At 34.9% G+C, this 24150-nt stretch carries 22 protein-coding genes; 14 read left to right on the top strand and 8 right to left on the bottom strand.

The genetic code is table 11. The annotated features are described in order from the left end of the window. Positions 1 to 61 precede the first annotated feature (61 nt). The 10 genes from B0A64_RS06045 (at position 62) to B0A64_RS06000 (ending at position 11132) form a co-directional block, all read left to right on the top strand. A complete protein-coding gene (locus B0A64_RS06045; protein WP_089478628.1) occupies positions 62 to 748 on the top strand; it encodes an ABC transporter ATP-binding protein in 687 nt (228 codons plus the stop codon). Positions 749 to 879: 131 nt separating this feature from the next. Continuing rightward, positions 880 to 1449, top strand: coding sequence for a cob(I)yrinic acid a,c-diamide adenosyltransferase (locus B0A64_RS06040; protein WP_089478627.1), 570 nt, complete (start codon positions 880 to 882; stop codon positions 1447 to 1449). 219 nt (positions 1450 to 1668) lie between these two features. Further along, the gene (locus tag B0A64_RS06035; RefSeq protein ID WP_007138072.1) at positions 1669 to 1890 is read left to right on the top strand and encodes a DUF2795 domain-containing protein; all 222 of its coding nucleotides are present in this window, start codon (positions 1669 to 1671) and stop codon (positions 1888 to 1890) included. Positions 1891 to 1976: 86 nt separating this feature from the next. Further along, on the top strand, positions 1977 to 5318 hold the full coding sequence (gene secA, locus B0A64_RS06030) for a preprotein translocase subunit SecA (protein WP_089478626.1): 3342 nt from the start codon (positions 1977 to 1979) through the stop codon (positions 5316 to 5318). A gap of 233 nt (positions 5319 to 5551) precedes the next feature. Beyond that, positions 5552 to 5929, top strand: coding sequence for a hypothetical protein (locus B0A64_RS06025; protein ID WP_244285358.1), 378 nt, complete (start codon positions 5552 to 5554; stop codon positions 5927 to 5929). A 117-nt stretch (positions 5930 to 6046) separates the two neighbouring features. After that, positions 6047 to 6850: an MbnP family protein gene (locus tag B0A64_RS06020; protein WP_089478624.1), complete on the top strand. Its 804-nt coding sequence runs from the start codon at positions 6047 to 6049 to the stop codon at positions 6848 to 6850. Positions 6851 to 7098: 248 nt separating this feature from the next. Further along, positions 7099 to 8139, top strand: a complete 1041-nt coding sequence (locus B0A64_RS06015; protein ID WP_089478623.1) for a cytochrome-c peroxidase — start codon at positions 7099 to 7101, stop codon at positions 8137 to 8139. Between the two features lie 398 nt (positions 8140 to 8537). Continuing rightward, positions 8538 to 9497 carry a transporter family protein gene (locus tag B0A64_RS06010; RefSeq protein ID WP_089478770.1) on the top strand — a complete coding sequence of 320 codons (960 nt, stop codon included), beginning with the start codon at positions 8538 to 8540 and terminating at the stop codon, positions 9495 to 9497. Positions 9498 to 9600: 103 nt separating this feature from the next. Beyond that, positions 9601 to 10236, top strand: coding sequence for a DUF2306 domain-containing protein (locus tag B0A64_RS06005; RefSeq protein ID WP_244285357.1), 636 nt, complete (start codon positions 9601 to 9603; stop codon positions 10234 to 10236). After that, positions 10233 to 11132 carry a YARHG domain-containing protein gene (locus tag B0A64_RS06000; protein ID WP_089478621.1) on the top strand — a complete coding sequence of 300 codons (900 nt, stop codon included), beginning with the start codon at positions 10233 to 10235 and terminating at the stop codon, positions 11130 to 11132. The genes B0A64_RS06005 and B0A64_RS06000 overlap by 4 nt, the downstream gene beginning before the upstream one ends. 119 nt (positions 11133 to 11251) lie before the next feature. Here the strand turns inward: B0A64_RS06000 and B0A64_RS05995 are convergent, their stop codons facing one another. The 4 genes from B0A64_RS05995 to cysC all read right to left on the bottom strand — a co-directional run bounded on the left by B0A64_RS05995 (position 11252) and on the right by cysC (position 14242). Continuing rightward, positions 11252 to 11914 carry a TrmH family RNA methyltransferase gene (locus tag B0A64_RS05995; protein WP_089478620.1) on the bottom strand — a complete coding sequence of 221 codons (663 nt, stop codon included), beginning with the start codon at positions 11912 to 11914 and terminating at the stop codon, positions 11252 to 11254. Between the two features lie 64 nt (positions 11915 to 11978). After that, positions 11979 to 12947, bottom strand: coding sequence for a sulfotransferase family protein (locus B0A64_RS05990; RefSeq protein ID WP_089478619.1), 969 nt, complete (start codon positions 12945 to 12947; stop codon positions 11979 to 11981). An 11-nt stretch (positions 12948 to 12958) separates the two neighbouring features. After that, positions 12959 to 13642 carry an aspartyl/asparaginyl beta-hydroxylase domain-containing protein gene (locus tag B0A64_RS05985; protein ID WP_089478769.1) on the bottom strand — a complete coding sequence of 228 codons (684 nt, stop codon included), beginning with the start codon at positions 13640 to 13642 and terminating at the stop codon, positions 12959 to 12961. Positions 13643 to 13699: 57 nt separating this feature from the next. Continuing rightward, on the bottom strand, positions 13700 to 14242 hold the full coding sequence (gene cysC, locus B0A64_RS05980; protein WP_089478618.1) for an adenylyl-sulfate kinase: 543 nt from the start codon (positions 14240 to 14242) through the stop codon (positions 13700 to 13702). Positions 14243 to 14423: 181 nt separating this feature from the next. On the opposite strand from cysC, the gene B0A64_RS05975 reads away from it, so the two are divergent. Together B0A64_RS05975 and B0A64_RS05970 are read left to right on the top strand one after the other, a co-directional pair. Beyond that, positions 14424 to 15125: an SIR2 family NAD-dependent protein deacylase gene (locus B0A64_RS05975; protein WP_089478617.1), complete on the top strand. Its 702-nt coding sequence runs from the start codon at positions 14424 to 14426 to the stop codon at positions 15123 to 15125. After that, entirely contained in the window at positions 15122 to 15814 is a 693-nt protein-coding gene (locus tag B0A64_RS05970) for a sterol desaturase family protein (protein WP_089478616.1), read from the top strand. The genes B0A64_RS05975 and B0A64_RS05970 overlap by 4 nt, the downstream gene beginning before the upstream one ends. Before the next feature lie 188 nt (positions 15815 to 16002). Here the strand turns inward: B0A64_RS05970 and B0A64_RS05965 are convergent, their stop codons facing one another. After that, positions 16003 to 17412: a tetratricopeptide repeat protein gene (locus B0A64_RS05965; protein ID WP_089478615.1), complete on the bottom strand. Its 1410-nt coding sequence runs from the start codon at positions 17410 to 17412 to the stop codon at positions 16003 to 16005. 99 nt (positions 17413 to 17511) lie between these two features. Then, a complete protein-coding gene (locus B0A64_RS05960; protein WP_089478614.1) occupies positions 17512 to 18252 on the bottom strand; it encodes a multiheme c-type cytochrome in 741 nt (246 codons plus the stop codon). Between the two features lie 251 nt (positions 18253 to 18503). Between B0A64_RS05960 and purB the strand changes: the two genes are divergently transcribed. Together purB and B0A64_RS05950 are read left to right on the top strand one after the other, a co-directional pair. Continuing rightward, complete coding sequence (gene purB, locus B0A64_RS05955) at positions 18504 to 19850, top strand: adenylosuccinate lyase (RefSeq protein WP_089478613.1); 1347 nt, start codon at positions 18504 to 18506, stop codon at positions 19848 to 19850. A 128-nt stretch (positions 19851 to 19978) separates the two neighbouring features. Beyond that, complete coding sequence (locus B0A64_RS05950; RefSeq protein ID WP_089478612.1) at positions 19979 to 22216, top strand: cation:proton antiporter domain-containing protein; 2238 nt, start codon at positions 19979 to 19981, stop codon at positions 22214 to 22216. A 106-nt stretch (positions 22217 to 22322) separates the two neighbouring features. Here B0A64_RS05950 and B0A64_RS05945 read toward each other — a convergent pair whose 3' ends face one another. Continuing rightward, the gene (locus B0A64_RS05945) at positions 22323 to 22961 is read right to left on the bottom strand and encodes a peroxiredoxin (protein ID WP_089478611.1); all 639 of its coding nucleotides are present in this window, start codon (positions 22959 to 22961) and stop codon (positions 22323 to 22325) included. Between the two features lie 105 nt (positions 22962 to 23066). Then, positions 23067 to 23984, bottom strand: coding sequence for an AEC family transporter (locus tag B0A64_RS05940; RefSeq protein WP_089478610.1), 918 nt, complete (start codon positions 23982 to 23984; stop codon positions 23067 to 23069). Positions 23985 to 24150 lie beyond the last annotated feature (166 nt).

Genomic DNA, 24150 nt, shown 5'->3' with positions numbered 1-24150 from the left:
AGGCTACTTATCGTTTATTGAAAAGTGTTTTGTACTTTTAAATCCAAAATTGTAAATCGAAATGGCAAATCCATTAATTAAAATAACAAACATCAAACGAGATTTTGTTTTAGGTAACGAAATTGTTTATGTTTTAAAAGGTATAGATCTAGAAATCAACAAAGGCGAATATGTCGCTTTAATGGGACCTTCAGGATCGGGAAAATCAACTTTAATGAATTTGCTTGGTTGTCTGGACACACCAACTTCAGGACATTACGTTTTAAACGGAAAAGATGTAAGTCAAATGAAAGATGATGAATTAGCCGGAATTCGAAACAAAGAAATCGGATTCGTATTTCAAACCTTCAATCTTTTACCCCGAACTACTGCCTTAGACAATGTTGCATTACCAATGATTTATGCCGGACATTCGAAATCTGAACGTAATGAGCGTGCCGTCGAAGTTCTAAGCCAGGTAAATCTTGCCGATAGAATGGATCACCAGCCTAATCAACTTTCCGGAGGACAACGCCAGCGTGTTGCCATTGCCCGCGCCTTAGTAAATAAGCCTTCGATTATTCTTGCCGATGAACCAACCGGAAACTTAGACAGTAAAACCTCAGTAGAAATCATGAAGCTTTTTGGAGATATTCACGCACAAGGAAACACGGTAATTCTGGTAACCCACGAAGAAGATATTGCTGCTTATGCACATCGTGTAATTCGTTTGCGCGATGGCTTGATAGAAAGCGACACTACTAAATAATTTTAGATTGCTGATTTTAGATTATTTTTCATTTTAGATTTCTGATTGTAGATTATAGATTATTTTCTAAATCTAATTTCTGAACTTTAATTTTTCAATCTAAAATCAAAAATCTACAATCTACAATAACAATGAAAGTATATACAAAAACAGGAGACAAAGGAACAACGGCTCTTTTTGGTGGTACCCGTGTTCCCAAAGATCATATCAGGATTGACAGTTACGGAACTGTCGACGAATTAAACTCTTACATAGGACTTATTCGGGATCAGGAAATGGATTCGCATTATAAAACTATTTTAATCGAAATTCAGGATCGCCTTTTTACCGTTGGTGCTATTCTGGCTACTCCCGCAGAAAAAGAAGTCTTAAAAAACGGAGAACTTCGATTAAAAAACCTCGGAATCATTGATACAGATATTGAATTATTAGAAAACGAAATTGATAAAATGGAAGAAAGTCTTCCGCAAATGACTCATTTTGTTTTACCGGGAGGACATCCAACCGTGTCACATTGTCATATCGCACGCTGTATTTGTCGCCGTGCAGAGCGTTTGGCAGTACATTTAAGCCATAATGAACACGTTCCTGAGATCGCAATTATGTACTTAAACCGACTTTCTGACTACCTTTTTGTCTTGGCACGGAAGTTGTCGTCAGACTTAAAAGCGGATGAAGTGAAATGGATTCCACGAAAGTAAACAGTCGCAGTTTTCAGTTTTCAGACTGCAAGCCAGTACTAAAAACTGAATACGAAAAAACACAGCAATCAGTAACAAATTTCAGCTTTTAAGACTGAAAACTGGCACTGAAAACTGAATACTAAATAGAGACGTTCTTAAATTTTATTAAAATAAATCAAATTTTACTTGTCTTTTTCAGTAAAAAATTTATTTTTGCACAAACTAAACAGATAACAGATGTATTGGACATTAGAATTAGCATCTTATTTAAGTGATGCGCCATGGCCTGCTAACAAAGATGAACTTATAGACTACGCCATTAGAGCTGGTGCTCCATTAGAAGTAGTAGAAAACCTTCAGTCAATCGAAGACGAAGGAGAGATATATGAATCAATGGAAGAAATTTGGCCTGATTATCCAACAGACGAAGATTATCTTTGGAACGAGGATGAATATTAAAAAATAAACCAAAGAAAAAGTCTCATCACCGAGGCTTTTTTTTTGGTTCAAATACACATTTACATAAAATAGAAATACAATAAATCATGAGTTTCATAAACAGTATTATAAAAGTCTTTGTAGGTGATAAATCACAGAAAGATGTCAAAGCTTTACAGCCTTATTTAAATAAAATTAAAACATTCGAAACCAGCTTAATGAGTTTGTCTCACGACGAATTGAGAGGCAGAACCGCATATTTTAAAGAACAAATAAAAGAAGCAAGAGCTGACAAAGATGCTAAAATTGCTTCGCTTAAAGCCGAAGTAGAAAACATCGAAGACATCGACAAAAGAGAAGATCTTTATGATGCTATCGATTCTCTTGAAAAAGAAGCATACGAAATATCCGAAAAAACTTTATTGGAAATTCTTCCGGAAGCTTTTTCTGTTGTTAAAGAAACAGCACGTCGTTTTAAGGACAATTCTTTTATCGAAGTTACGGCTACACCTAAAGATCGTGAATTTTCGGCTTCAAAAACATATATTACTATTGACGGTGATAAAGCGGTTTGGGCCAACAAATGGAATGCTGCCGGTAAAGAAATTACCTGGGACATGATTCATTACGATGTTCAGTTAATTGGTGGTATGGTTTTGCATGAAGGTAAAGTTGCCGAAATGCAAACAGGTGAAGGTAAAACTCTTGTAGCCACACTTCCGTTATACTTAAACGCTTTAACCGGAAACGGGGTTCACTTAGTAACGGTGAATGATTATTTAGCAAAACGTGATAGTACCTGGAAAGCGCCTTTATTCGAATTTCACGGTTTAACCGTTGATTGTATCGATAATCACCAACCAAGTACAGAACAAAGAAAAAAAGCATACGACGCTGATATCACTTACGGAACCAACAACGAATTTGGTTTTGACTACTTAAGAGATAACATGGCACATTCGCCAGGCGATTTAGTACAAAGAAAACATAATTATGCTATTGTCGATGAGGTCGATTCTGTATTGATTGATGATGCAAGAACACCTCTTATTATTTCAGGACCAGTGCCACAAGGAGACCGTCATGAATTTAATGAACTGAAACCAAAAATCGAAAACTTAGTAAGTCTTCAACGTCAGTTAGCAAATGGTTTCTTAGCCGAATCTAAAAGACTAATCAAAGAAGGAAACACCAAAGAAGGTGGTTTCTTATTATTGAGAGCTTACAGAAGTTTGCCTAAAAATAAAGCATTAATTAAATTTTTGAGTGAAGAAGGAATCAAACAATTGCTTCAAAAAACCGAAAATCAATACATGCAGGATAACAATCGCGAAATGCATAAAGTTGATGAAGCTTTGTATTTTGTAATTGAAGAAAAAAACAATCAGGTAGAATTGACTGATAACGGTATCCAATACTTATCCGGAGATACTGATCCTGACTTTTTCGTACTTCCGGATATTGGAACTGAAATTGCAGCAATCGAAAAACAAAAATTGGATAAAGATGGTGAAGCAGAAGCCAAAGAAAGATTATTCCAGGATTTTGGAGTAAAAAGCGAGCGTATCCATACCCTTACCCAACTTTTAAAAGCGTATGCTCTTTTTGAAAAAGATGTAGAATACGTGATCATGGACAACAAAATTATGATTGTCGATGAGCAAACAGGTCGTATCATGGATGGTCGTCGTTATTCTGACGGGTTACACCAGGCGATCGAAGCAAAAGAAAACGTAAAAATCGAAGCTGCTACACAAACTTTTGCAACTGTAACATTACAAAATTATTTTAGAATGTACAGCAAATTAGGTGGTATGACAGGTACAGCGGTTACAGAAGCTGGAGAGTTATGGCAGATTTATAAATTAGATGTTGTCGAAATCCCAACCAACCGTGCTATTTCAAGACAAGACAAAGAAGATTACATCTACAAAACTACACGTGAGAAATTTAACGCTGTAATTGAGGATGTAACAGAATTATCAAATGCAGGAAGACCGGTATTGATTGGAACAACTTCTGTAGAGATTTCAGAATTATTAAGCCGAATGTTAAAAATGAGAGGCGTTACCCATAACGTTTTGAATGCTAAAATGCACAAACAAGAGGCACAAATTGTAGAAGAAGCAGGAAAAGCCGGAGTTGTAACTATTGCAACAAATATGGCGGGTCGTGGTACCGATATTAAATTATCTCCAGAAGTAAAAGCTGCCGGAGGTTTAGCAATCGTTGGCACAGAACGTCATGATTCTCGTCGTGTAGACAGACAGTTACGTGGTCGTGCAGGACGTCAGGGAGATCCGGGAAGTTCTCAGTTTTACGTTTCTCTTGAAGACAACCTAATGCGTTTATTTGGTTCTGAAAGAGTTGCAAAAGTGATGGACAGAATGGGACTTCAGGAAGGTGAAGTTATCCAACATTCTATGATGACTAAATCTATCGAGCGTGCTCAGAAAAAAGTAGAAGAAAACAACTTTGGTGTTCGTAAACGTTTATTAGAATATGATGACGTTATGAACTCTCAACGTGAGGTAGTATACAAACGTCGTCGTCATGCCTTATTTGGTGAGCGTTTAAAACTGGATATCGCCAATATGTTATACGATACTTGCGAATTAATCGTAAGTCAAAACAAACCGGTTAACGATTTTAAAAACTTCGAATTTGATTTAATTCGTTATTTCTCGATCACCTCGCCAATTTCTGAAGCAGATTTCAATAAATTAGCTGATATCGAAATTACAGGAAAAATCTATAAAGAAACTTTAGCTTTCTATACAGAGAAAACAGAACGTAGCGCAAGAGAAGCTTTCCCTATCATTCAGGGAGTTTACGAAGAGCCTAACAATCATTTTGAGCGTATTGTAGTTCCGTTTACAGACGGAATCAAAACTTTGAACGTTGTTACAGACCTGAAAAAAGCGTATGACAGCCAAGGTGCTCAGTTAATTGCTGATTTTGAGAAAAACATCACTTTGTCTATCGTTGATGAAGCATGGAAAAAACATTTACGTAAAATGGATGAATTGAAACAATCTGTTCAATTAGCCGTTCACGAACAAAAAGATCCATTGCTTATTTACAAATTAGAAGCTTTTAATTTGTTTAGAGGAATGTTAGACAACGTAAACAAAGAGGTAATCTCATTCTTGTTCAAAGGTGATTTGCCGGCTCAAAACGTTCCTGAAATTCACGAAGCCAAAGAAGTTCGTCAAAAAGAGAACTATAAATTAAGCAAAGACGAAATCGTAAACAGCGAAGACATCAACCGCGAAGCAGGAGAAACGCAACAACGTCAGGTTACAGAAACCATTGTGAGAGATATGCCAAAAATCAACCGTAATGATACCGTAACAGTTCAGGAAGTTGCAACAGGTAAAACTGAAGAAATGAAATTTAAAAAAGCAGAATCTTTACTCGCTTCTGGCGCTTGGGTTCTTGTTAAATAATAATTTTTCAGTATTCAGTCTCAGTTTTCAGTTTACAGACTGATACTTCAAATTATATATCAAACCCGACAGGTTTTAAAAACCTGTCGGGTTTTGTCTTTTAAAATACTTTTCAGTTTACAGACTGCGACTGAAAACTGAAACTGTAAACTTTTTTTCGGAAAACTTAAAAATAAATTATTTCTAAAACGAATAAACAGTACTTTTGCAATCATAAACAAAGAATCAAACTCTTGAAGAAGTTTTTTATCATAGTACTATCCTGTATGCTATTAGTGCCATCATTTGGCAGTTTCTTTGTTTATACCTCATTCAAATTAAATCAGGACGAAATTACCAAAACCATTTGTGTACAACGCAAACTGGTTTTTAATACTTGTAACGGTCGTTGTGAACTTCAGAAAAGTTTAAAAAAATACGCCGACAATGAAAAGAAAATGCAAAACAATCTGAAAGAAAAATCAGAAGTAGTTTACATTCAGAATACAATCCCAAACGAATTCAAATTAGTAGCTTCAATTGTATCCAAAGCAAACCTTTTTGCTTCATTGGATGCAAAAACTGTTTCGGTTTCGATCGCTACTTTTCGCCCTCCTTCCTATTTTATATAATTTTTTAAATCACATTTCGATATCGTATTGAGATGAGTTTTTCGTTGTTTCCAGAACAATGAAATCGGGTGTACGCACATCACAAATTTAAAATTACAATTATATAAAATTCATAAAATGAAAAATACTCTATACAAAGCACTTTCTATTGTAGCAATCTCTATATCTCTAGTTTCATGTTCAAGCGACGATAACAAAAACGACACAACAGGAACCGGAAGTCTGATCTTAGAATATGATAACGGATTTGGCGCAAACGATTTGATTTTAAACACACAAGGCAACACAACTTCAAACAATGAAGTACTAAAAATAAGCACTATAAAATACATCATCAGTAATGTTGTTTTAACAAAAGCTGACGGAACTACTTTTACCTATCCAAAAAACAAAAGTTACTTTATTGCCGATGAAGGTTCTGCAACCGGACACGAATTTGAACTTACAGATGTTCCGGCAGGAGATTATGTAAAAGTAAAATACGGAATTGGAGTTGATGAAGAGCAATGGAAATTAGGCGCTTCTGGTCAGGGAGATTTTCTTGCTCAGGCAGATAAAGCAGGTATGATGTGGTCTTGGGCTGCGGGTTATAAATTCCTGGCTTTCGAAGGCACTTTTACCTCTCCAACCGTTACAACGGCAACCCCGTTTATGATTCATACCGGCAAAACCGGAACAGATTACAACTATACTGAAGTGACGCTGGATATGCCAACAAAAGCATTGGTGCGTACTACAATTACTCCGGAAGTTCATATCAAAATCGATTTATCTAAAATCATTGACGGAACAAACAAAATCAAACTTTCTGACAACAATATGGGCGGAATGGGCGCTATGATTATGAGCGGGACAAACTTGCCGTTGATTACCCAGAACCTATCAACAATGTTCAAAGTAGACCACGTACATAACGACTAATTTTATTTTCAGGAGCACAACAGTTTCGGTTTCCCAGAAATAAAGTCCCGCTTTACGTTTCAATCTTTTTATCCGCCGCGGCGGATAAAAAGGATTTCCACTTCAATCGGGGCTAAACGACAACTTTTGTACTTCTAAGAACCAAAGAGCAATCACTACAAAGAAATTTTAATCACATTTTAATTTGTGCAAATTTGCGCAATTCGTGGCAAAAATATATTGTTTTGCTTTTTTAAATTAAAAAAATCATGCAGAAAATAAAATATATTCTCTGGCTAATGATTCCGTTGTTATGGAGCTGCTCAGATCAGGACGACCAATATGTAAATATTCCTTTAGAATTTACCGTTCCGTCAAACTTTCCTGCTTTAGCATATAACATTGCACTGAATCCGCCAATAGAAAAAGGATTTGAATTGGGCAAAAAACTCTTTTATGACGGGCGCTTAGCCTCAGACGGAGTAGTATCCTGTGGCTTTTGTCACATACAAGCCAACGCTTTTACACATCACGGGCACACAGTAAGTCATGGCGTAAACGATGCACAAGGAACGCGAAACACACCAGCGATTCAAAACTTAGCGTACCAGCCTATATTTATGTACGACGGAGCCGCAGATCATTTAGACCTGCAACCTATAATTCCGTTGACCAGTATTATAGAAATGAATGGAGATCTGAATGCTATCCTGAAAATGATGAAAGCAGACAAGGAGTATCAAAAATTATTTGGACTGGCTTTTGACGATGGCGCAATTACAACCGAAAATATGCTGAAAGCACTTTCCCAATTTATGGTCATGGTTACCTCATCAAACTCAAAATTTGACAAATACAGGCGCAACGAATCCGGCGGAACCTTGACAACTGATGAATTGGCGGGTTACAATTTATTCAAATCAAAATGCGCTTCTTGCCATGCGACGGACTTACAGACTGATAATTCGTTTCGAAATAATGGCTTAGCCGTAAACCCAATGGTAAACGATGTTGGTCGTTATAAATTGACAGAGTTAGCCAGCGATTATTACAAATTTAAAGTGCCAAGTTTACGAAATGTAGAAGTCTCAGGACCTTATATGCACGATGGAAGGTTTGGAACTCTGGAAGGTGTTCTTGATCATTATGCAAACGGAATTGAATCTTCGCCAACTTTGGACCCAATATTAAAACAGAACGGAAAATTAGGAATCTCCCTTTCTGATACAGACAAAAAACAAATAATAGCGTTCCTGAAAACATTGACTGATAATCAGTATTTAACAGATAAACGTTTCTCAGAATATTAATTTTTTGCCACAGATTAAAAAATTGAAATTATATTTTAAAAAAATCATTTTAATCCGTGTAATCTGTGGCAAAAAATATCGCCAGCTAAAGCTGGAGGCAATTCAAACAATAAAAAGAGAATAAAATTTTGCCACAGATTAACCAGATTAACACCCATTAAAAAATTGAAATCACATTTAAAAAAATCATTTTAATCAATTTAATCTGTGGCAAAAATAAAATCATAATGAAAACCGGAGTCCCAGCCCCGATTGAAGTGAAAAGCCTTTTTGAAAAAAGACCTAATTTTTCTTGGGTTTATAAAGCGACCAACGGAAGCTTTTTAAAAACATAGAAAAATGGGATTTTGAAAAAAGCTTGTAACGAAAAGCGGGATCAGCTCCTAAAAATAATAAAAATGAAAAAAATAATAGTAATGTTTGCCCTTTTGGTTGGTTTTTCGGCCTTTAGTTTTACCGTAAAAGATAGTATTTCAGCGTTTACATTTCAGCGTTTGGCTATGACGGAAGATTTTGACTGCGATGCTTGCGGATGTTCGGCAAGTGGCGGAAGCATGGGTTTTGGCTCGATGCTAAACAACAATTTTGTTGGTCTGAGATACCTAAAACAAAGTTATACAAGTCGCGACGGAATCTTTGCCAATTCGCCTTGGATTGATGAAACCTTTAATACAATTCAGGCTTGGGGACGAATTCCGATTACAGAAAAAATTCAAATTTCGGCCTTAGTTCCGTATCATTTTAATGAAAGGGAATTAACTGCGGGAACCGAAAATATTTCGGGTTTAGGAGATATTACCGTGATGGCTTTGTATACTGTTTTTGAAACAAAAAAAGACAGTACCTTTTTTAGCCATAAAATAAATCTTGGTGGTGGTGTCAAAATTCCGACCGGAAAATTTAAAGAAGCCAATAACCTCGGAAGCGTTAATCAGAGTTTTCAGTTAGGAACCGGAAGCTGGGATTTTCCTGTAGTCTCTGAATATATTATCAAGCACAAAAATCTGGGTTTGAACACAACGATGAACTATATTTTTAAAACTGAAAACAGTAAAAATTACCAATATGGCGATCAGTTTAACTATGCGGGAACATTCTTTTATTTATTCGATTTAAAATCAGTACAGATCGTTCCGCAAGCCGGATTAGCAGGCGAAGTTTATCAAACGAATAAACAACACAGCCTGGATTTACCCAATACTGCCGGTGATATATTGTTTAGTAAATTTGGTATCGAAGCCGGAAAAGATAAATTTTCTGTTGGGGTAAATGTAATGTTGCCCATCAATCAAAATTTATCAAGTGGCAATATGGAGGCAAATTACAGGTGGAGTGTAAACTTGAATTATACGCTGTAACAGAGAAAATTTTCTAAAATACTATTTCAAAAATATAAAAATCCTTAATTGCAAAGCAGTTAGGGATTTTATTATATTTGGGCAAAAAAAGCTACATCAAAAATTGAAAAAAAACCTTTGGCTTTCGTTACGATTCATCTGGATTATTTGTTTTGGCTATTTTTTTATCTTAATGATTAAAATAACCTGTCAGTATATTCCATTCAAAAGCGATGTTGCTTTTCTTCAGATCAAGCAAACCGAGATTAGCCGGATTCCGTTTTACTATCCAATATTTTATGTACATGTATATACGGCAATCTTTGTTTTACTTGCCGGATTTTTTCAATTCAGTTCTGTTCTTTTAAAAAAATTTCCTGTAACACACAGAAATATCGGAAAATTTTATGTTTTGGCAGTACTGTTTTTAAGTGCTCCTTCGGGTTTGTTTATTGGCCTTTTTGCAAACGGCGGACTTTACTCTAAAATCTCTTTTGTGAGTTTGTCAATTCTCTGGTTTTACTTTACTGTTAAGGGTTTTACAGCTATAAAAAATAAAAATATTACAGCGCATAAAGCTTTTATGTTGCGAAGTTTTGCCTTAACCTTTTCTGCCATAACATTACGTTTTTGGAAAGTTATTCTAGTATATTTGTTTCATCCCGCACCAATGGATGTCTATCAGATTATTGCCTGGCTGGGTTGGATTCCCAATTTATTAATCGTTGAATATTACCTTTATAACCAATTAAAAAAATGAAAAAACTTTTTTGTTTATTAGTATCAATACTTCTTTTATCCTGCAATTCTAAAGATAAAAAAACCGTAAAAGACAGCGCTGCAACTCTGCCAAAAGAAATTAGAACTGATTTGTACGGTTCATACGTAGGCGATTTTACTGTTTTGGAACGCGATACCAGCAGACCCGCAAAAGAAAATGACATCAACAAGATTAATATTATTATCAAGAAAATTACAGCCTTAAAAGTTACCGGACAAAGTGTTGTTGCCGGCAATAGCAGACCGCTTACAGGCACAATGACTACAGAAGGAAATACCATTCATTTTATACTGAAAGAACCGGGCGATGATAAAAATGATGGTATTTTTGATTTTGAAATAAAAAATGATACTCTTTTAGTTGGAACCTGGACAGCTAATAACACTAAGAAAGAAGTTACGAAAAGAAAATTTGAGCTTGCTAAAAAAGAATTTAAGTATGACCCAAATGTTATGCTTCCGGAGGAAGGAATGTATATTGACTATGCAAATCCAAAAGAAGAGCAAGTAACAGATTTAGAAAGCGAAGAAGGTACAGAAACGGATAAAGAAGCTCGGACTTATATGGAGACCGTATACAGAGCAGCATCAGAAAGTATTTTGACCCTAAATTCATCCACACAAAAATTAAAAGAATCAGATATAAAAAATCTGAAAAAAATTGATTTGGAGATTCTTAGAAACAGCATTTTTGCCAGACACGGACTTACTTTTAAAACTAAAACAGTACGTCAGTTTTTTGATAATGTAGAATGGTATATCCCCGTTTCAGACAATGTAAATAATGAATTGACAACGGTCGAAAAAGAAAATATAGTTTTACTGAAACGTTTTGAAAAATATGCCGAAAATAATTATGACTCTTTTGGAAGATAAATTTATTTTTTTGCCACAAATTTCACAAATTTTCACAAAGTAATTTACTTCACAAAGTATAATTCATACCGTGAGAAAAGAAAAAAATTGCGAAAATTTGTGAAATTCTTGGCTAATCGTTATTTAGGATTCTCTTCGTAATAACGTGCTTCGATTCGCTTGATATCCTTGATGGAATTCCTGGCCCATGCCAAACGTTTTTCCAGAATTTCGTCGTCGGATAAATGCCAGTTAATAGTTGAATTTTGCAATCTGTTTGTAAGGTTTTGGATAATGATTGCCGCAGAAACAGAAATATTCAGACTCTCTGTAAAACCAACCATTGGAATTTTAAGAAAGCCATCGGCTTTTTCCAGAATTTCCTCTGATAATCCGTCTCTTTCTGTCCCAAAAAATAAAGCACTGGGTTTTGTAATATCAAAATCTTCCAGCAAACAATCATTTTCATGAGGCGTTGTCGCTATAATTTGATATCCCTGATTTTTTAAAGTCGAAATGCAATTGGTAACAGAATCAAACTGGTTGATGTCTACCCATTTTTGAGCGCCCATTGCAATTTCTTTATCTATTTTTTTTCCGTAACGTTGCTCGATTACATTCAGTTCCTGAATTCCAAAAACTTCGCAGCTGCGCATAACAGCACTTGTATTGTGCATTTGAAAAACATCTTCTACAACTACCGTAAAATGTTTTGTTCTGTTTCCCAGTACTTTTAAGAATTTTTCTTTGCGGTTATCTGTCAGTATATTTTCAAGAAAAGCGAGGTAATCTAAATCAATCATTTTATTTGTATTTGAAGCAAAAATACATCATAAATAAAACAGAATGAAAAATTCGTTAGAATTTTCAACGTTCCATATACGCAATAAAATTAGTATTCAATTTTTCATGCAAAATAGCAAGCCTGCTAAAATCAATTTGCAAAGATTCTTTTTTAAAGGTATCACCGACAAAAACAGCAGTTCCGTTTTTAGAATGTCTTTTTAGACGATCATACATTTTGTCGAGTTCAGCATCAGGATACTTAACATTAATAAACGATACAAATTGCGCTATAACCTGTTGCATTCCCTCATTATAATTAAGGATTATTACATTTTGATCTCTTTCATAAAAATCAAGAAATCCCTGGTAATATTTTTCGAGAACCAAAGCTCCATATTGCTGAAAACTAATCTCATGGGTTTCTTTATCCGAGATCCCAAAAAAAACAGACGGCAATACATTAGGAACCATGTGCATTCCCATCATTTTTTGGTGTGATTTTAAAACTTCCTCAGGATTTCTATACAGTAAAGCAAACGGTATTTCAGGAAAAAGAGATCTTAAATAACTGGCTTTAAAAATATGCCAGGCATCAAGTTTTATAATCAAATGTTGTTGTTCCGGAAATCTTTTCTGACCTAATACTGCTATTACTGCTTTTATAAGTATACTTTTTTGCTCTAAACCCAAAAAATCACTTCTTAAAATCTGATCCATAATGGGCGCTTCAGAAACCATTATGTTTTCTGATGATGTTGCCAAAGACTGACTTAACATCGTAGAACCACATCTGGATACATGAAAAACCAGCGATTTTAGTTCGACAGAAATCAATTGTTTAGACCATTCGATAAGATTATCTACGGTACTAATTACTTTGTAGGGCTTAGAATTATAAGCATGGCTCTTGCATTTGGCAATAGTTTCATCAAAAAACGGATCTAAATATTTAATATCAGCCAGGTAAATCCACTCAAAATAAACCTCATTATCTTTTTCGATTAAACTAACCGGAATCCAGTTAAAAAGGGGGTGATGGGTACTTTCCATTTTTTTGTCTTTTATTTTGATTGTAAATCTGCTATAATTTTAGCCGTTGCCTCAGATGGATTTCTGGAAAGTTCCGCAATAATTTGCTCCTTTTCTTCGTCTGAATATCTGTTTTTATCCGGAGACTCGGTTATATCGAACCCCATAGCAGTAAACAATTTGTCTGACCACTCATTTCTTATGCAATCAAGAGTGAGATGAATGCGCGGTTCAGCACTCCTGTTTTCTACACTATGCAAAAGCTGAAAATTAGCATACCAGCACTCCCCCATTTTCATAGGAACGAGTTTTTTATCTACATAAAAAAATACTTCCGGGTTCGTTATTATTGGGATATGAATTCTAAAAAAACCATCTTCATAAGATGTATCATTATCTGTATGTTCTTTTATGTCGCTTTGAGGGTCTAATCTCAGCAATCGCACTGCTTCTTTGTCACACTGAAACCAATCTGTAATTTCTTTAAAATAAGGACAGCGTTCCAGCAAATCCGTATTTTTATAAGTAGCATTTGCAAAAGACATAATATCGTTTGTTAAACCGGATTGTGAGCGTAAAGAAATGCTTGTCCAATTTCCGTCGTATCGATTTGTATTAAAATGCGGTGTCCATAAATTATTTTCGCAGACCACAAAATCAGTTTGTAATTTATCAATCGAAAAAGAAACAGGAAGTTTACTCGAAGAAGGGTTCATAGGCATTTAAAAAATTAAAAATTAGAATTATTTCTTTTGAAATGGCAATACCTAAACTCACAAAAACCGTTTATCATCAGATATATTATCGATAATAAAATCATAGAGTTTATGAGTAGAAAAAAGTTCTGTTTCAAAATCTGTTTTTAAGACCAGATCTGCGTTTAACGGAATCTCGAAAACATCACTTATTCCCGTAAAATTATTGATCTTATCAGGATCGTGATCTGGAAGCAAGGCTTTTTTATACAATCCTTTCGGGTCTCTTTTTATAAGATTATCTACAGCACAATCCAAATATACCGTTCGCACAAATTGATGCGCCCGTAACTCATCCCTGAGATTTTCATACGGATTGATTACTGACATTAAAACGATAGTATCTTCACTAACAAAATTTTGTGCCACATGAAACAACCTTCTGATGTTTTCATACCGGTCTGCCTTCGAAAATCCTAAATCCTTACAAATCGTTTTGCGGTACACATCTCCATCGACTATTTCGACTTTATATTTTTTTTCGATTAGCAAATGCCGGACATTTTGTGCCAATGTCGTTTTTCCTGAACCGGATAACCCTGTAAACTGTATTAAAATCATCAAAAAAATCTTTTTTTTATAGTATAATAAAACTAAATATTTACAAGATCAAAACAATAAGTATAAATACGCTTTTATTGCATCTCAAAAATACGAAAAAGAATTATGCAAGTTAGTCTTACATTTTTTTTAAAGAAAGTAGAGAACTAAATCACTATTTTTATGCTTTAATTGAAGTAGAATGAAAAAGAAACTGGTTGTTTTAACCGGCGCCGGAATAAGCGCCGAAAGTGGGATTAAAACTTTTCGTGACAGCGATGGTTTGTGGGAAGGTCATGACGTAATGGAAGTTGCAACTCCTGAGGGCTGGCATAAAAATCAGGAATTGGTTTTGGACTTTTATAATAAAAGGCGTCAACAACTTAAGGAGGTAAAACCAAATTCAGGGCATGAAATTCTGGCTCAGTTAGAACAGGATTTTGAGGTACATATTATTACTCAAAATGTCGATGATTTGCATGAGAGAGCCGGAAGCACAAAAGTATTGCACTTGCATGGAGAATTGCTAAAAGTGCGAAGTATACAAAACCGAAATTTAATTTTAGACTGGGAAACTGATTTATTTACGGGTGATCTTGACGAAAACGGACATCAGCTGCGACCTCATATTGTTTGGTTTGGCGAAGATGTTCCGGCACTTGAGGAAGCAATCAGGATAACTGAAACTGCTGATTATTTTGCCGTAATTGGCACTTCGCTGCAAGTATATCCCGCAGCCGGATTGATTTCGTATACCTATAGCATTACACCGGTTTTTTATATTGATCCAAAGCCAATTGCCATACCAAATATTCAGAATAAAGTCGAAGTTATTGCAAAAATTGCTTCTCAGGGTGTTGCCGAATTAAGAGACAGATTATTCGAATTAGAAAAAAAATCATGATATTCGAAAGCTGGTTACAACAATTATCTCATTTCAATCTCGTTACGCTTTTCGTTTTCTTTTTGGCAGAAAATGCAATTCTTCTGTTTCTCTCTATAATGTTAGGAAAAATAATTGAATACGAAAATACAAAACTTAATAAAACAGATCGAAAATGGATTTTTTCGACTCTTATGTGTAACACATTCATAACCCTTTTAGGTTATGAATTGTACCTCTTTGAAATCCTGAAGATTGATTTTACACCATCACTTCTGTCGGTACTGGCAGATATGCTGCTTTTGATTTTTATAATGGATTTTTTTATGTTTTGTTTTCATTATCTCGTGCATTATTTAAAATGGTTTTATCCCATTCATCAGCTTCACCATACACATGTTGAAACCAGTGTTTACAGCTTATTTGTGCTTCATCCTATAGAAACTTTTGGATTTGGTATTATATGGCTGTTTTCAATTACAATATTTCATTTGAACTTTATCAGCATTATTATTTACCTAATTCTAAACCTTTTATATGGAATCTTTGGACATCTAAAAACAGATATATTTCCCGGTTTTTGGTCTAAAAATCCTTTTACAAAATGGATATCAACCACAAAATTTCATGCAGACCATCATAAAAATGAAGCTCATAACTTTGGTTTCTATTTTACCATTTGGGATAAAATTTTTAAAACAATCTTTTAATTTATTGGTATAATTAATTCTAACACATAGAAACATAGTTTATGAAACTTCTTAAAGGCGTTTCACTTACATTAACAAACATAGCTACGTGTAAAAACATATTTTTTAACCCGTTGGATGTAAAATTATTTAACACATATCAGTCTCTGTTTGTTTTAAATAAGTGAAACGTTTTTTTTACCTTCTTTTTACAATCCTAATCTTCTGAAAAACTCCTGATATTCAGGATTATCAGGATCTGACTGTTTTAGTTTTATCGCAGTTTCTAAAGTTTTTTCTTTATTGCCTGTTCCTGAATAAACAAAAGCCAATGCATAATACAATTCTGGTGCAGCAGGATTTATTGCTATTCCTTTTTTTAGAATCTTTTCTGCTTCCTTAAACATACCTTTTTGACTGAGCATTAATCCATAATTATAATATACTCTGGGATTATTTGATTTTAATGCTACAGCTTTGGCAAATTGTTTTTCGGCCATCGGTTTATCATTCATTTCATTATAGAGAAGTCCCAGATTATAATAAATCCTTTCATTTTTGGGATCGTTCTTTCTGGCTTTTTCTAAAACTTCTAATGACTGATCATTTTTGCCCTGCATGTTATAAACAGCTGATAAATTAAGTAAGGCATAATTTGCTTTATCATCTTTTTTGAACCCTTTCCAATAAAATTTTTCGGCATTATCATAATCTTTTAGTTTCAGATAATAATCTGCCATCATTACATTTCCCACAGCAAAATCAGTTTGATATTCGAGCAAATTTTTAAGTTCTTTTTGTGCAGACGAAAACGAAATCACATATTGATCCGGTATTTGCTCTTGTGGAATTGTAATATAAAGATCTGCCGCAGCGATACGAACCGCCCTGACTTTATCTGACAATGCTGGTCCAACAACTTCGACCCAGCTTGAAGGCGGAAAATTTGACAAACTACGCAAAACGCGATATCGTACCTGCGAATCTTTGTCCTGAACACAACTCAATAACGTATTCAGGCTGTTTTCTGTCTGGATGCTCCCTAAATAAAATACAGCGGTTGCTTTTATAATGCTGGGCACATTGTTGTCCTTTATTAATTTGACCAGATGCTCTTCGCTATTTTCATCTAACCTGCTTCCCGGAATTAAATCATCGGCAAAATGATATTTTCTGGCAGGTCCGTACCACTTTGCAACAGCTGCTGCCAAAACCTGATTTGACTTCTCAGTATGACAACTGCTACATGCATTAGGAGTCCCGTAAGAAACTGAAAGATCCGGTCTTGGAACTCTAAAACTATGATCATGGCGCAAATCGTTACCCATATAAATTTTTCCGGGCATGTGACAGCTGATACATTCCGTACTTTTTTCTGAAATATGAAACGTATGCGTTGGAACATCGTATTTTTTAGGAGCATGGCAGGCAACACAGGTTTTATTGCCAATCTCACGCTTTAGTTTAGTAGTATGCGGATTATGGCAATCGCTGCATTTTACTCCTTTGCTAAACATTTTACTTTGCAAAAATGAAGTATAAATATAATCTTCTTCTTTAATTTGTCCATCGGCATAAAAGAATTCGGTACTTGGAATTTGCGGAATGTAATTGTCCATAATATCGCTGCTTTCGATATGAGCAGCACTAATTTCAGATGTTCTGGCATGACAAGGGGCACAAGTTATGATTTGTTCTAATTGTCCTGACTTTTTACCCTATTTTAGATAACTCCCCATTACTTTGCTTCCTGAGATATAATCACTGCCTTTTATATAATCAATATGTTGTTTACCACCACCATGACAGCTCTCGCAACTTACATTAATGATACTATAACTCGTTTTATAGGTATCTGTTTTGGTATCATAATTTTTATGCAAATTTGTCGAGTGACAGGACGCGCACATCGTATTCCAGTTTTGCGAATTTCCCGTCCAGTGCAACCAATCGTGCGACGGTATTTGCTGACCTGCGTACTGATTAAACCATTTCTTTTGGGTAACATCCCAACTTAATCTGGGAACCTGCAACCTGCCTCCGGAAAACTGCACTAAGTATTGTTGCAAGGGTTTATAGCCAAAAATATACTTTACCTCAAAGTCATGATTTTTTCCATCATCACCTTCCGTATTGATAAAGAATTTCTCTCCTTTTTTAAAAAACCTGCTCGTAACACCATCTGCTGTAAATGTTACATTATTAAAATCTCCGGATACTGTCGAATCAGCAGGAAGTAGCATTGACTTATAATGATCTGATTTTTTCCACTGGTGATGTTCTGTTTTATGGCACTGCTTGCAGGATTCATCCCCAACATAACTTAAATTACTTGAAAACACAGGCTCATATTTACGATCTTCTGAAGTACATTTCTCTGCAAAAAACACTTTAAAAACAACAAAAGAAGCAACCAGAATAAGAACTAAAAACAAAGCGATAGAAGATTTCCTGAACATACATACATTTTTTCAAAAATAGCATAATATTATCTAAATGTAGTAAAAAACTTTCAAAATAAATAATACAAAAAATGGTGATCAATCTGAATGAAATATTTCTAAACCAAAAATACCCTGAGAACTTTTAGAAACAATCAAAAAAAGATTTTTACCTCAAAAGCTCATTTTTAATGCGCACATTAATAGATTCATGAGCCATAATCCCTAAATTCTGTTTATATTTGTGCCTTTCGAAAAACAACATAACAATGACTACTTTAAACGAATTGAATGCTATATCACCAATCGACGGACGATATAGAAGTAAGACCCTTTCATTAGCCCCATTTTTCTCTGAAGAAGCTTTAATCAAATACCGTGTATTAGTTGAAATTGAATACTTTATTGCCTTGTGCGAAGTACCTTTGCCACAACTTGCAGGCGTAAACCCAGATTTATTCGACAGTTTACGTGCTATTTATAAAAACTTTTCTACTCAGGATGCTCTTTGGATAAAAGAAACAGAAAAAGTAACTAACCATGACGTAAAAGCGGTAGAATACTTTATTAAGGATGCTTTTGAAAAGCTGGGTTTATCTCCATACAAAGAGTTCATTCATTTTGGCTTAACCTCTCAGGATATTAACAATACTGCAATTCCGCTTTCGACAAAAGAAGCATTTGAGCAAGTTTATATGCCTTCGTTAATTTCTTTAATTTCTAAATTAAAAGAATTAAGTGTAGAATGGGCAGCCATTCCAATGTTAGCCCGTACACACGGACAACCTGCTTCTCCAACTCGTTTGGGTAAAGAAATTTTGGTTTTTGTAGAACGTTTAGAAGAGCAAATGCGTTTGTTATTTAATATTCCGTTTGCCGCTAAATTTGGTGGTGCAACAGGAAACTACAATGCACATCACGTGGCTTACCCACAAATTGACTGGAAAAAATTTGGTAATAAATTTGTCGAAACAGATCTGGGTTTACACCACTCTTTTCCAACAACACAAATTGAACATTATGATCATTTTGCAGCATTCTTTGATGCTTTAAAAAGAATCAATACTATCATTATCGATTTAGACCGTGATATCTGGACGTATGTTTCAATGGATTATTTTAAACAAAAAATCAAAGAAGGAGAAATTGGATCTTCGGCGATGCCACATAAAGTTAACCCGATTGATTTTGAAAACTCTGAAGGAAATTTAGGAATCGCTAATGCTATTTTTGAGCATTTGGCAGCCAAGTTACCGGTTTCAAGATTACAGCGTGATTTGACTGACAGTACTGTTTTACGTAATATTGGTGTACCAATTGGGCATACTATTATTGCTTTTGAAGCTTCGTTAAAAGGTTTGAACAAATTGCTTTTGAATGAGCGTAAATTTGCCGAAGATTTAGAGAAAAACTGGGCTGTAGTTGCCGAGGCTATTCAAACGATTTTACGCCGCGAGGCATATCCAAATCCGTATGAAGCACTAAAAGGTTTAACCAGAACAAATGAAGCAATTGACAAAAATGCGATTCATAATTTTATTGCAACTTTAGAAGTTTCTGATGCTGTCAGAGCCGAATTAATGGCAATAACCCCTAGTAATTACGTGGGAATCTAAAGAAAACTCAACATATTTTCTCAAAAAAAGCTATCTTTATCCAGATAGCTTTTTTTATTTAAAATCGTGAATCTAGCCCAGCTTGAAATGAAAAGCCGGATTAGCTCCTTAATAATAAATACCACTTTATGATTGCCTTAAGCGCCGCTGCAGAAACTACACACCACTTACAACCACTTATAAGCGACTTGGGATTGATCCTGATGACCGCCGGAATTGCTGTTTTGATCTTCAAAAAAATGAAACAGCCTCTGGTTTTAGGATATCTGATTGCCGGTTTTCTGGCAGGAAACCATTTCGATTTTTTTCCATCGATTACAGACATGAAAAGTGTCGAGGTTTGGGCTGAAATTGGGGTTATCTTTTTATTATTTAGTCTGGGACTCGAATTTAGTTTTAAGAAACTGATGAAAGTGGGCGGTACATCCTCGATAACCGCCATTACACAAATTATGTTTATGACCCTGATTGGTTATTGCGTTGGGCAATGGATGGGCTGGGGAAAAATGGATAGTATTTTTCTTGGTGCAACACTTTCGATTTCATCAACCACCATTATTATTCGGGCATTTGACGAATTGGGCGTTAAGGGAAAAAAGTTTGTTGGTATTGTGTTTGGAGCCTTAATTGTCGAAGATATTGTTGCCATTTTAATGCTCGTTTTATTGTCAACAATTGCCGTTAGCGATCAGGTTTCGGGCGGTGCATTATTACAATCTGTTTTAAAATTAGTGTTCTTTTTGATCATCTGGTTTTTGGGAGGAATATTTATTATTCCAACCATCCTGAAAAAAGCAAAACACCTTTTGACAGACGAAATGCTGCTTATTATTTCGCTGGCACTTTGTTTAATGATGGTTATGTTTGCTGCAAATGTTGGCTTCTCGCCTGCTCTGGGTGCATTTATTATGGGTTCTATTATTGCCGAAACTACTCAGGCAGAAAAAATCGAACATTTGATCCAGCCTGTAAAAGATTTATTTGGTGCTGTTTTCTTTGTATCGGTTGGTATGTTAATCAATCCTCAAACTCTGGTTACTTATGCGCTGCCAGTTGCACTTATAACACTTCTTACTATTTTTGGTAAAGCATTTAGTTCATCTATAGGAGCCTTATTATCAGGACAACCACTTAAACAATCTGTACAAACCGGTATGAGTCTGGCACAAATTGGGGAGTTCTCGTTTATCATTGCTACTTTAGGTATGACACTTAAAGTGACCAGTGATTTTTTGTACCCTATAATTGTAGCCGTGTCTGCCATTACGACTTTTACAACCCCGTTTTTAATTAAATATTCTGATCCTTTTTCCGGATATCTAGAGCAAAAACTACCTAAAAAATGGGTCAAAAATATCAACCGTTACAGTGTCAATGCACAAGCCATAAAATCTGTTAGTACCTGGCAAATTGTCCTTCGCGCTTCGATCACACAAATTATATTGCACACCATAATTATTACTGCTATTATTTTACTCTCATCAAAGTTTGTTGCACCTCTAGTGGCAGATACCCGTTTTGGCAATACACTGGCAGCACTTATTACACTGGTTATAATTGCACCATTTTTATGGGCACTTTCGTTGCGACGTGTAAAAGTTGCCGAAGTCGATGAATTATGGGAAGAACGAAAATATCGGGGTGCCCTTTTGATGTTAATATTAATTAGAATGAGCCTTGGTTTATTTTTTGTTGGTTTTTTACTCAATATTTTCTTTTCGCCCCTGGTAGCTTTTGTCGCCTTGATAATCGCCATTGGAGCTTATCAATTATTTCCTAAAAAACTAAACGAGCAATATCATAAAATCGAAAATCACTTTTTGAAGAATCTAAACGATCGCGAAAACAAGAAAATCGATAGACGATATGCCAATTTAATGCCTTGGGATGGTCACATGTCTATTTTTGATATTGGCAAAGAATCTAATCTGGCGGGAAAAACACTGGACGAATTGCGCATTCGCGAAAATATGGGAATCAATATCGCTTTTATAAAACGTGGTGAAATCACAATCCCTATACCAACCAAAACGGAACGTTTGTTTCCCGGTGATGAAATTTGTGTTATTGGTACGGATGAGCAAATTACGCACTTTACCAATTATTTGAATCAGAATGAAGTTGAAGCGGCAAAAAATGTAGAAGAATCTGAAATTGTGTTGCGACAAATGGAAATTTTCAATGAAGAATTTATTCAAAAGAGTATCAGTCAGTTCAGAGGAAAAACAGGAGGTCTTGTGGTAGGAATCGAAAGAAATGGTAATCGTATTTTAAATCCGGAATCAAATTTGATTTTAGAAAAAAATGATATTATCTGGGTAGTTGGGGATAAAAAACGAATGGCCGAATTGATGAAGAAAGCTTAGTTTAAGTGACTAAGGTACTACATTTCTAAGGTGCTAAGGCACTAAGTTTTTTCAAAAAAAAAACATTTTAAATCTTAGCACCTTAGAAACGTAGTTACTTAGAACCTTACTTATTAGGTTGCGGTGTTATGCGCAAATAAGGTTTGATAGCGGTATGCCCTTTTGGAAATTTTGCCGGAATATCACTATCCGGAACGGCAGGCGTAATAACTACATCTTCACCATCTTTCCAATTGGCAGGAGTTGCCACACTATAGTTCGCCGTTAATTGCAAGCTGTCGATAACACGAAGTAATTCTTCGAAATTTCGTCCTGTAGAAGCCGGGTAAGTTAAGGTTAACTTTATTTTTTTATCAGGGCCTATTACAAAAACAGAACGAACTGTAAATTTCTCACTTGCATTAGGATGCAACATATCATATAATGTTGCGATTTTTTTATCCTCGTCTGCAATAATCGGAAAATTAACCGTTGTATTTTGGGTTTCGTTAATATCTTTAATCCACTCTTTGTGCGACTCAAGACCATCAACACTTAAGGCTATAACTTTTGTGTTTCTTTTTTTAAATTCAGGAACATAATTGGCAACTGTTCCTAGCTCAGTTGTACAAACAGGCGTAAAATCTGCAGGATGCGAAAATAAAACTCCCCAGGAATCTCCCAACCATTCATGAAAATTGATGGACCCCTCAGTTGTTTCTGCATGAAAATCTGGAGCGATATCTCCTAATCTTAATGTTGACATAATTATATTTTTTTAGTTCCTCTAAAATTAGTCAAAAAAAGAACAAAGAAAACGTCATTTTTTTAAAATAAAGTTAAAATTCTATTTTTCCTATCTAGTTAGTATTTAAAGATAAATAAAACTCACAATAAAATACCAAATAGCAAGGGTTACAAACGAAATTGGGATTCCAAAACCAATCATCATACTGCATAATTTTGGTTTTAAGCCATAAGTCGAAGCTAAAATTGCCCCTGTAATCATGGGTGCCATTGCCATTTCCATAATCGTAATTTTTATGGCTTGGGTATGCTGCCTGAAAACAAAAACGTACAAAACCAAAATTACAAACGGAGTTAGAATAAGTCTAAAAAAAAGTCCAAGTCGGAGAAACCTCCAATGCTGACTTCTGCGGTCAAAAGTTAGTTGCAATCCTACTGAAAGTAAGGCAAGCGGCGTTACCAAACTACCTATCTTTAATAAAATAGCCTGAAGATTTATATCCAGGTCATATTGAGAAATATTCAGGAAACAAGAAACTACAAAGGTTATAAAAGGCGGAAATAAGATTATTTTTTTGAAAATACTCAAAGCATCAGGACTTCCTTTTGAATAAAATGCGGCTACAAATACACCCAAAGTCGAAACTACCACAAAGGTTCCGGGCTGATCGACAAGAATAGCAGTTTCCAGTCCTTTTTTGCCAAATAAAGCTTCTATAATAGGATATCCCAGAAAAGACGAATTGCTTAATCCGGCTGTCAGGATCAAACATCCAATGAGTTTATTAGACCATCCTAACCTTTTGCCTAAAAAATGAAACAATACAAAAGCCATGATAAAACTTATCCAGCCTGATGCTATTGGAAACAACAGTTCGTTACTCCATTTTATTTTTGGAATGTGATATAAGGTAATCGCAGGCAAACAAAAATAGATAACAATCTTGTTTAGAACTTTGTAAATATGGGTGGGAAATTGCTTTATATGTTGCAAAATCAAACCTAAAGCAAGAAAGAAAAATATTAGAATAAAATTATTCATAGCTGTAAAAGCATCAAAAAATGATTAGTATTAAAGTCGACAGGCAATACATAAAAATAAATCCTAATTTCAATTTCATTGTAATAAAGAGATAAGGTTACTTAAGAAATACAAATCTAATATTAACCCGTTGGGTGTAATTAAAAAAATATATATTTAACACATA

The organism is Flavobacterium araucananum (assembly GCF_002222055.1).
Classification (GTDB): Bacteria; Bacteroidota; Bacteroidia; order Flavobacteriales; family Flavobacteriaceae; genus Flavobacterium; species Flavobacterium araucananum.
This window is presented reverse-complemented; position numbering and strand designations above follow the sequence as displayed.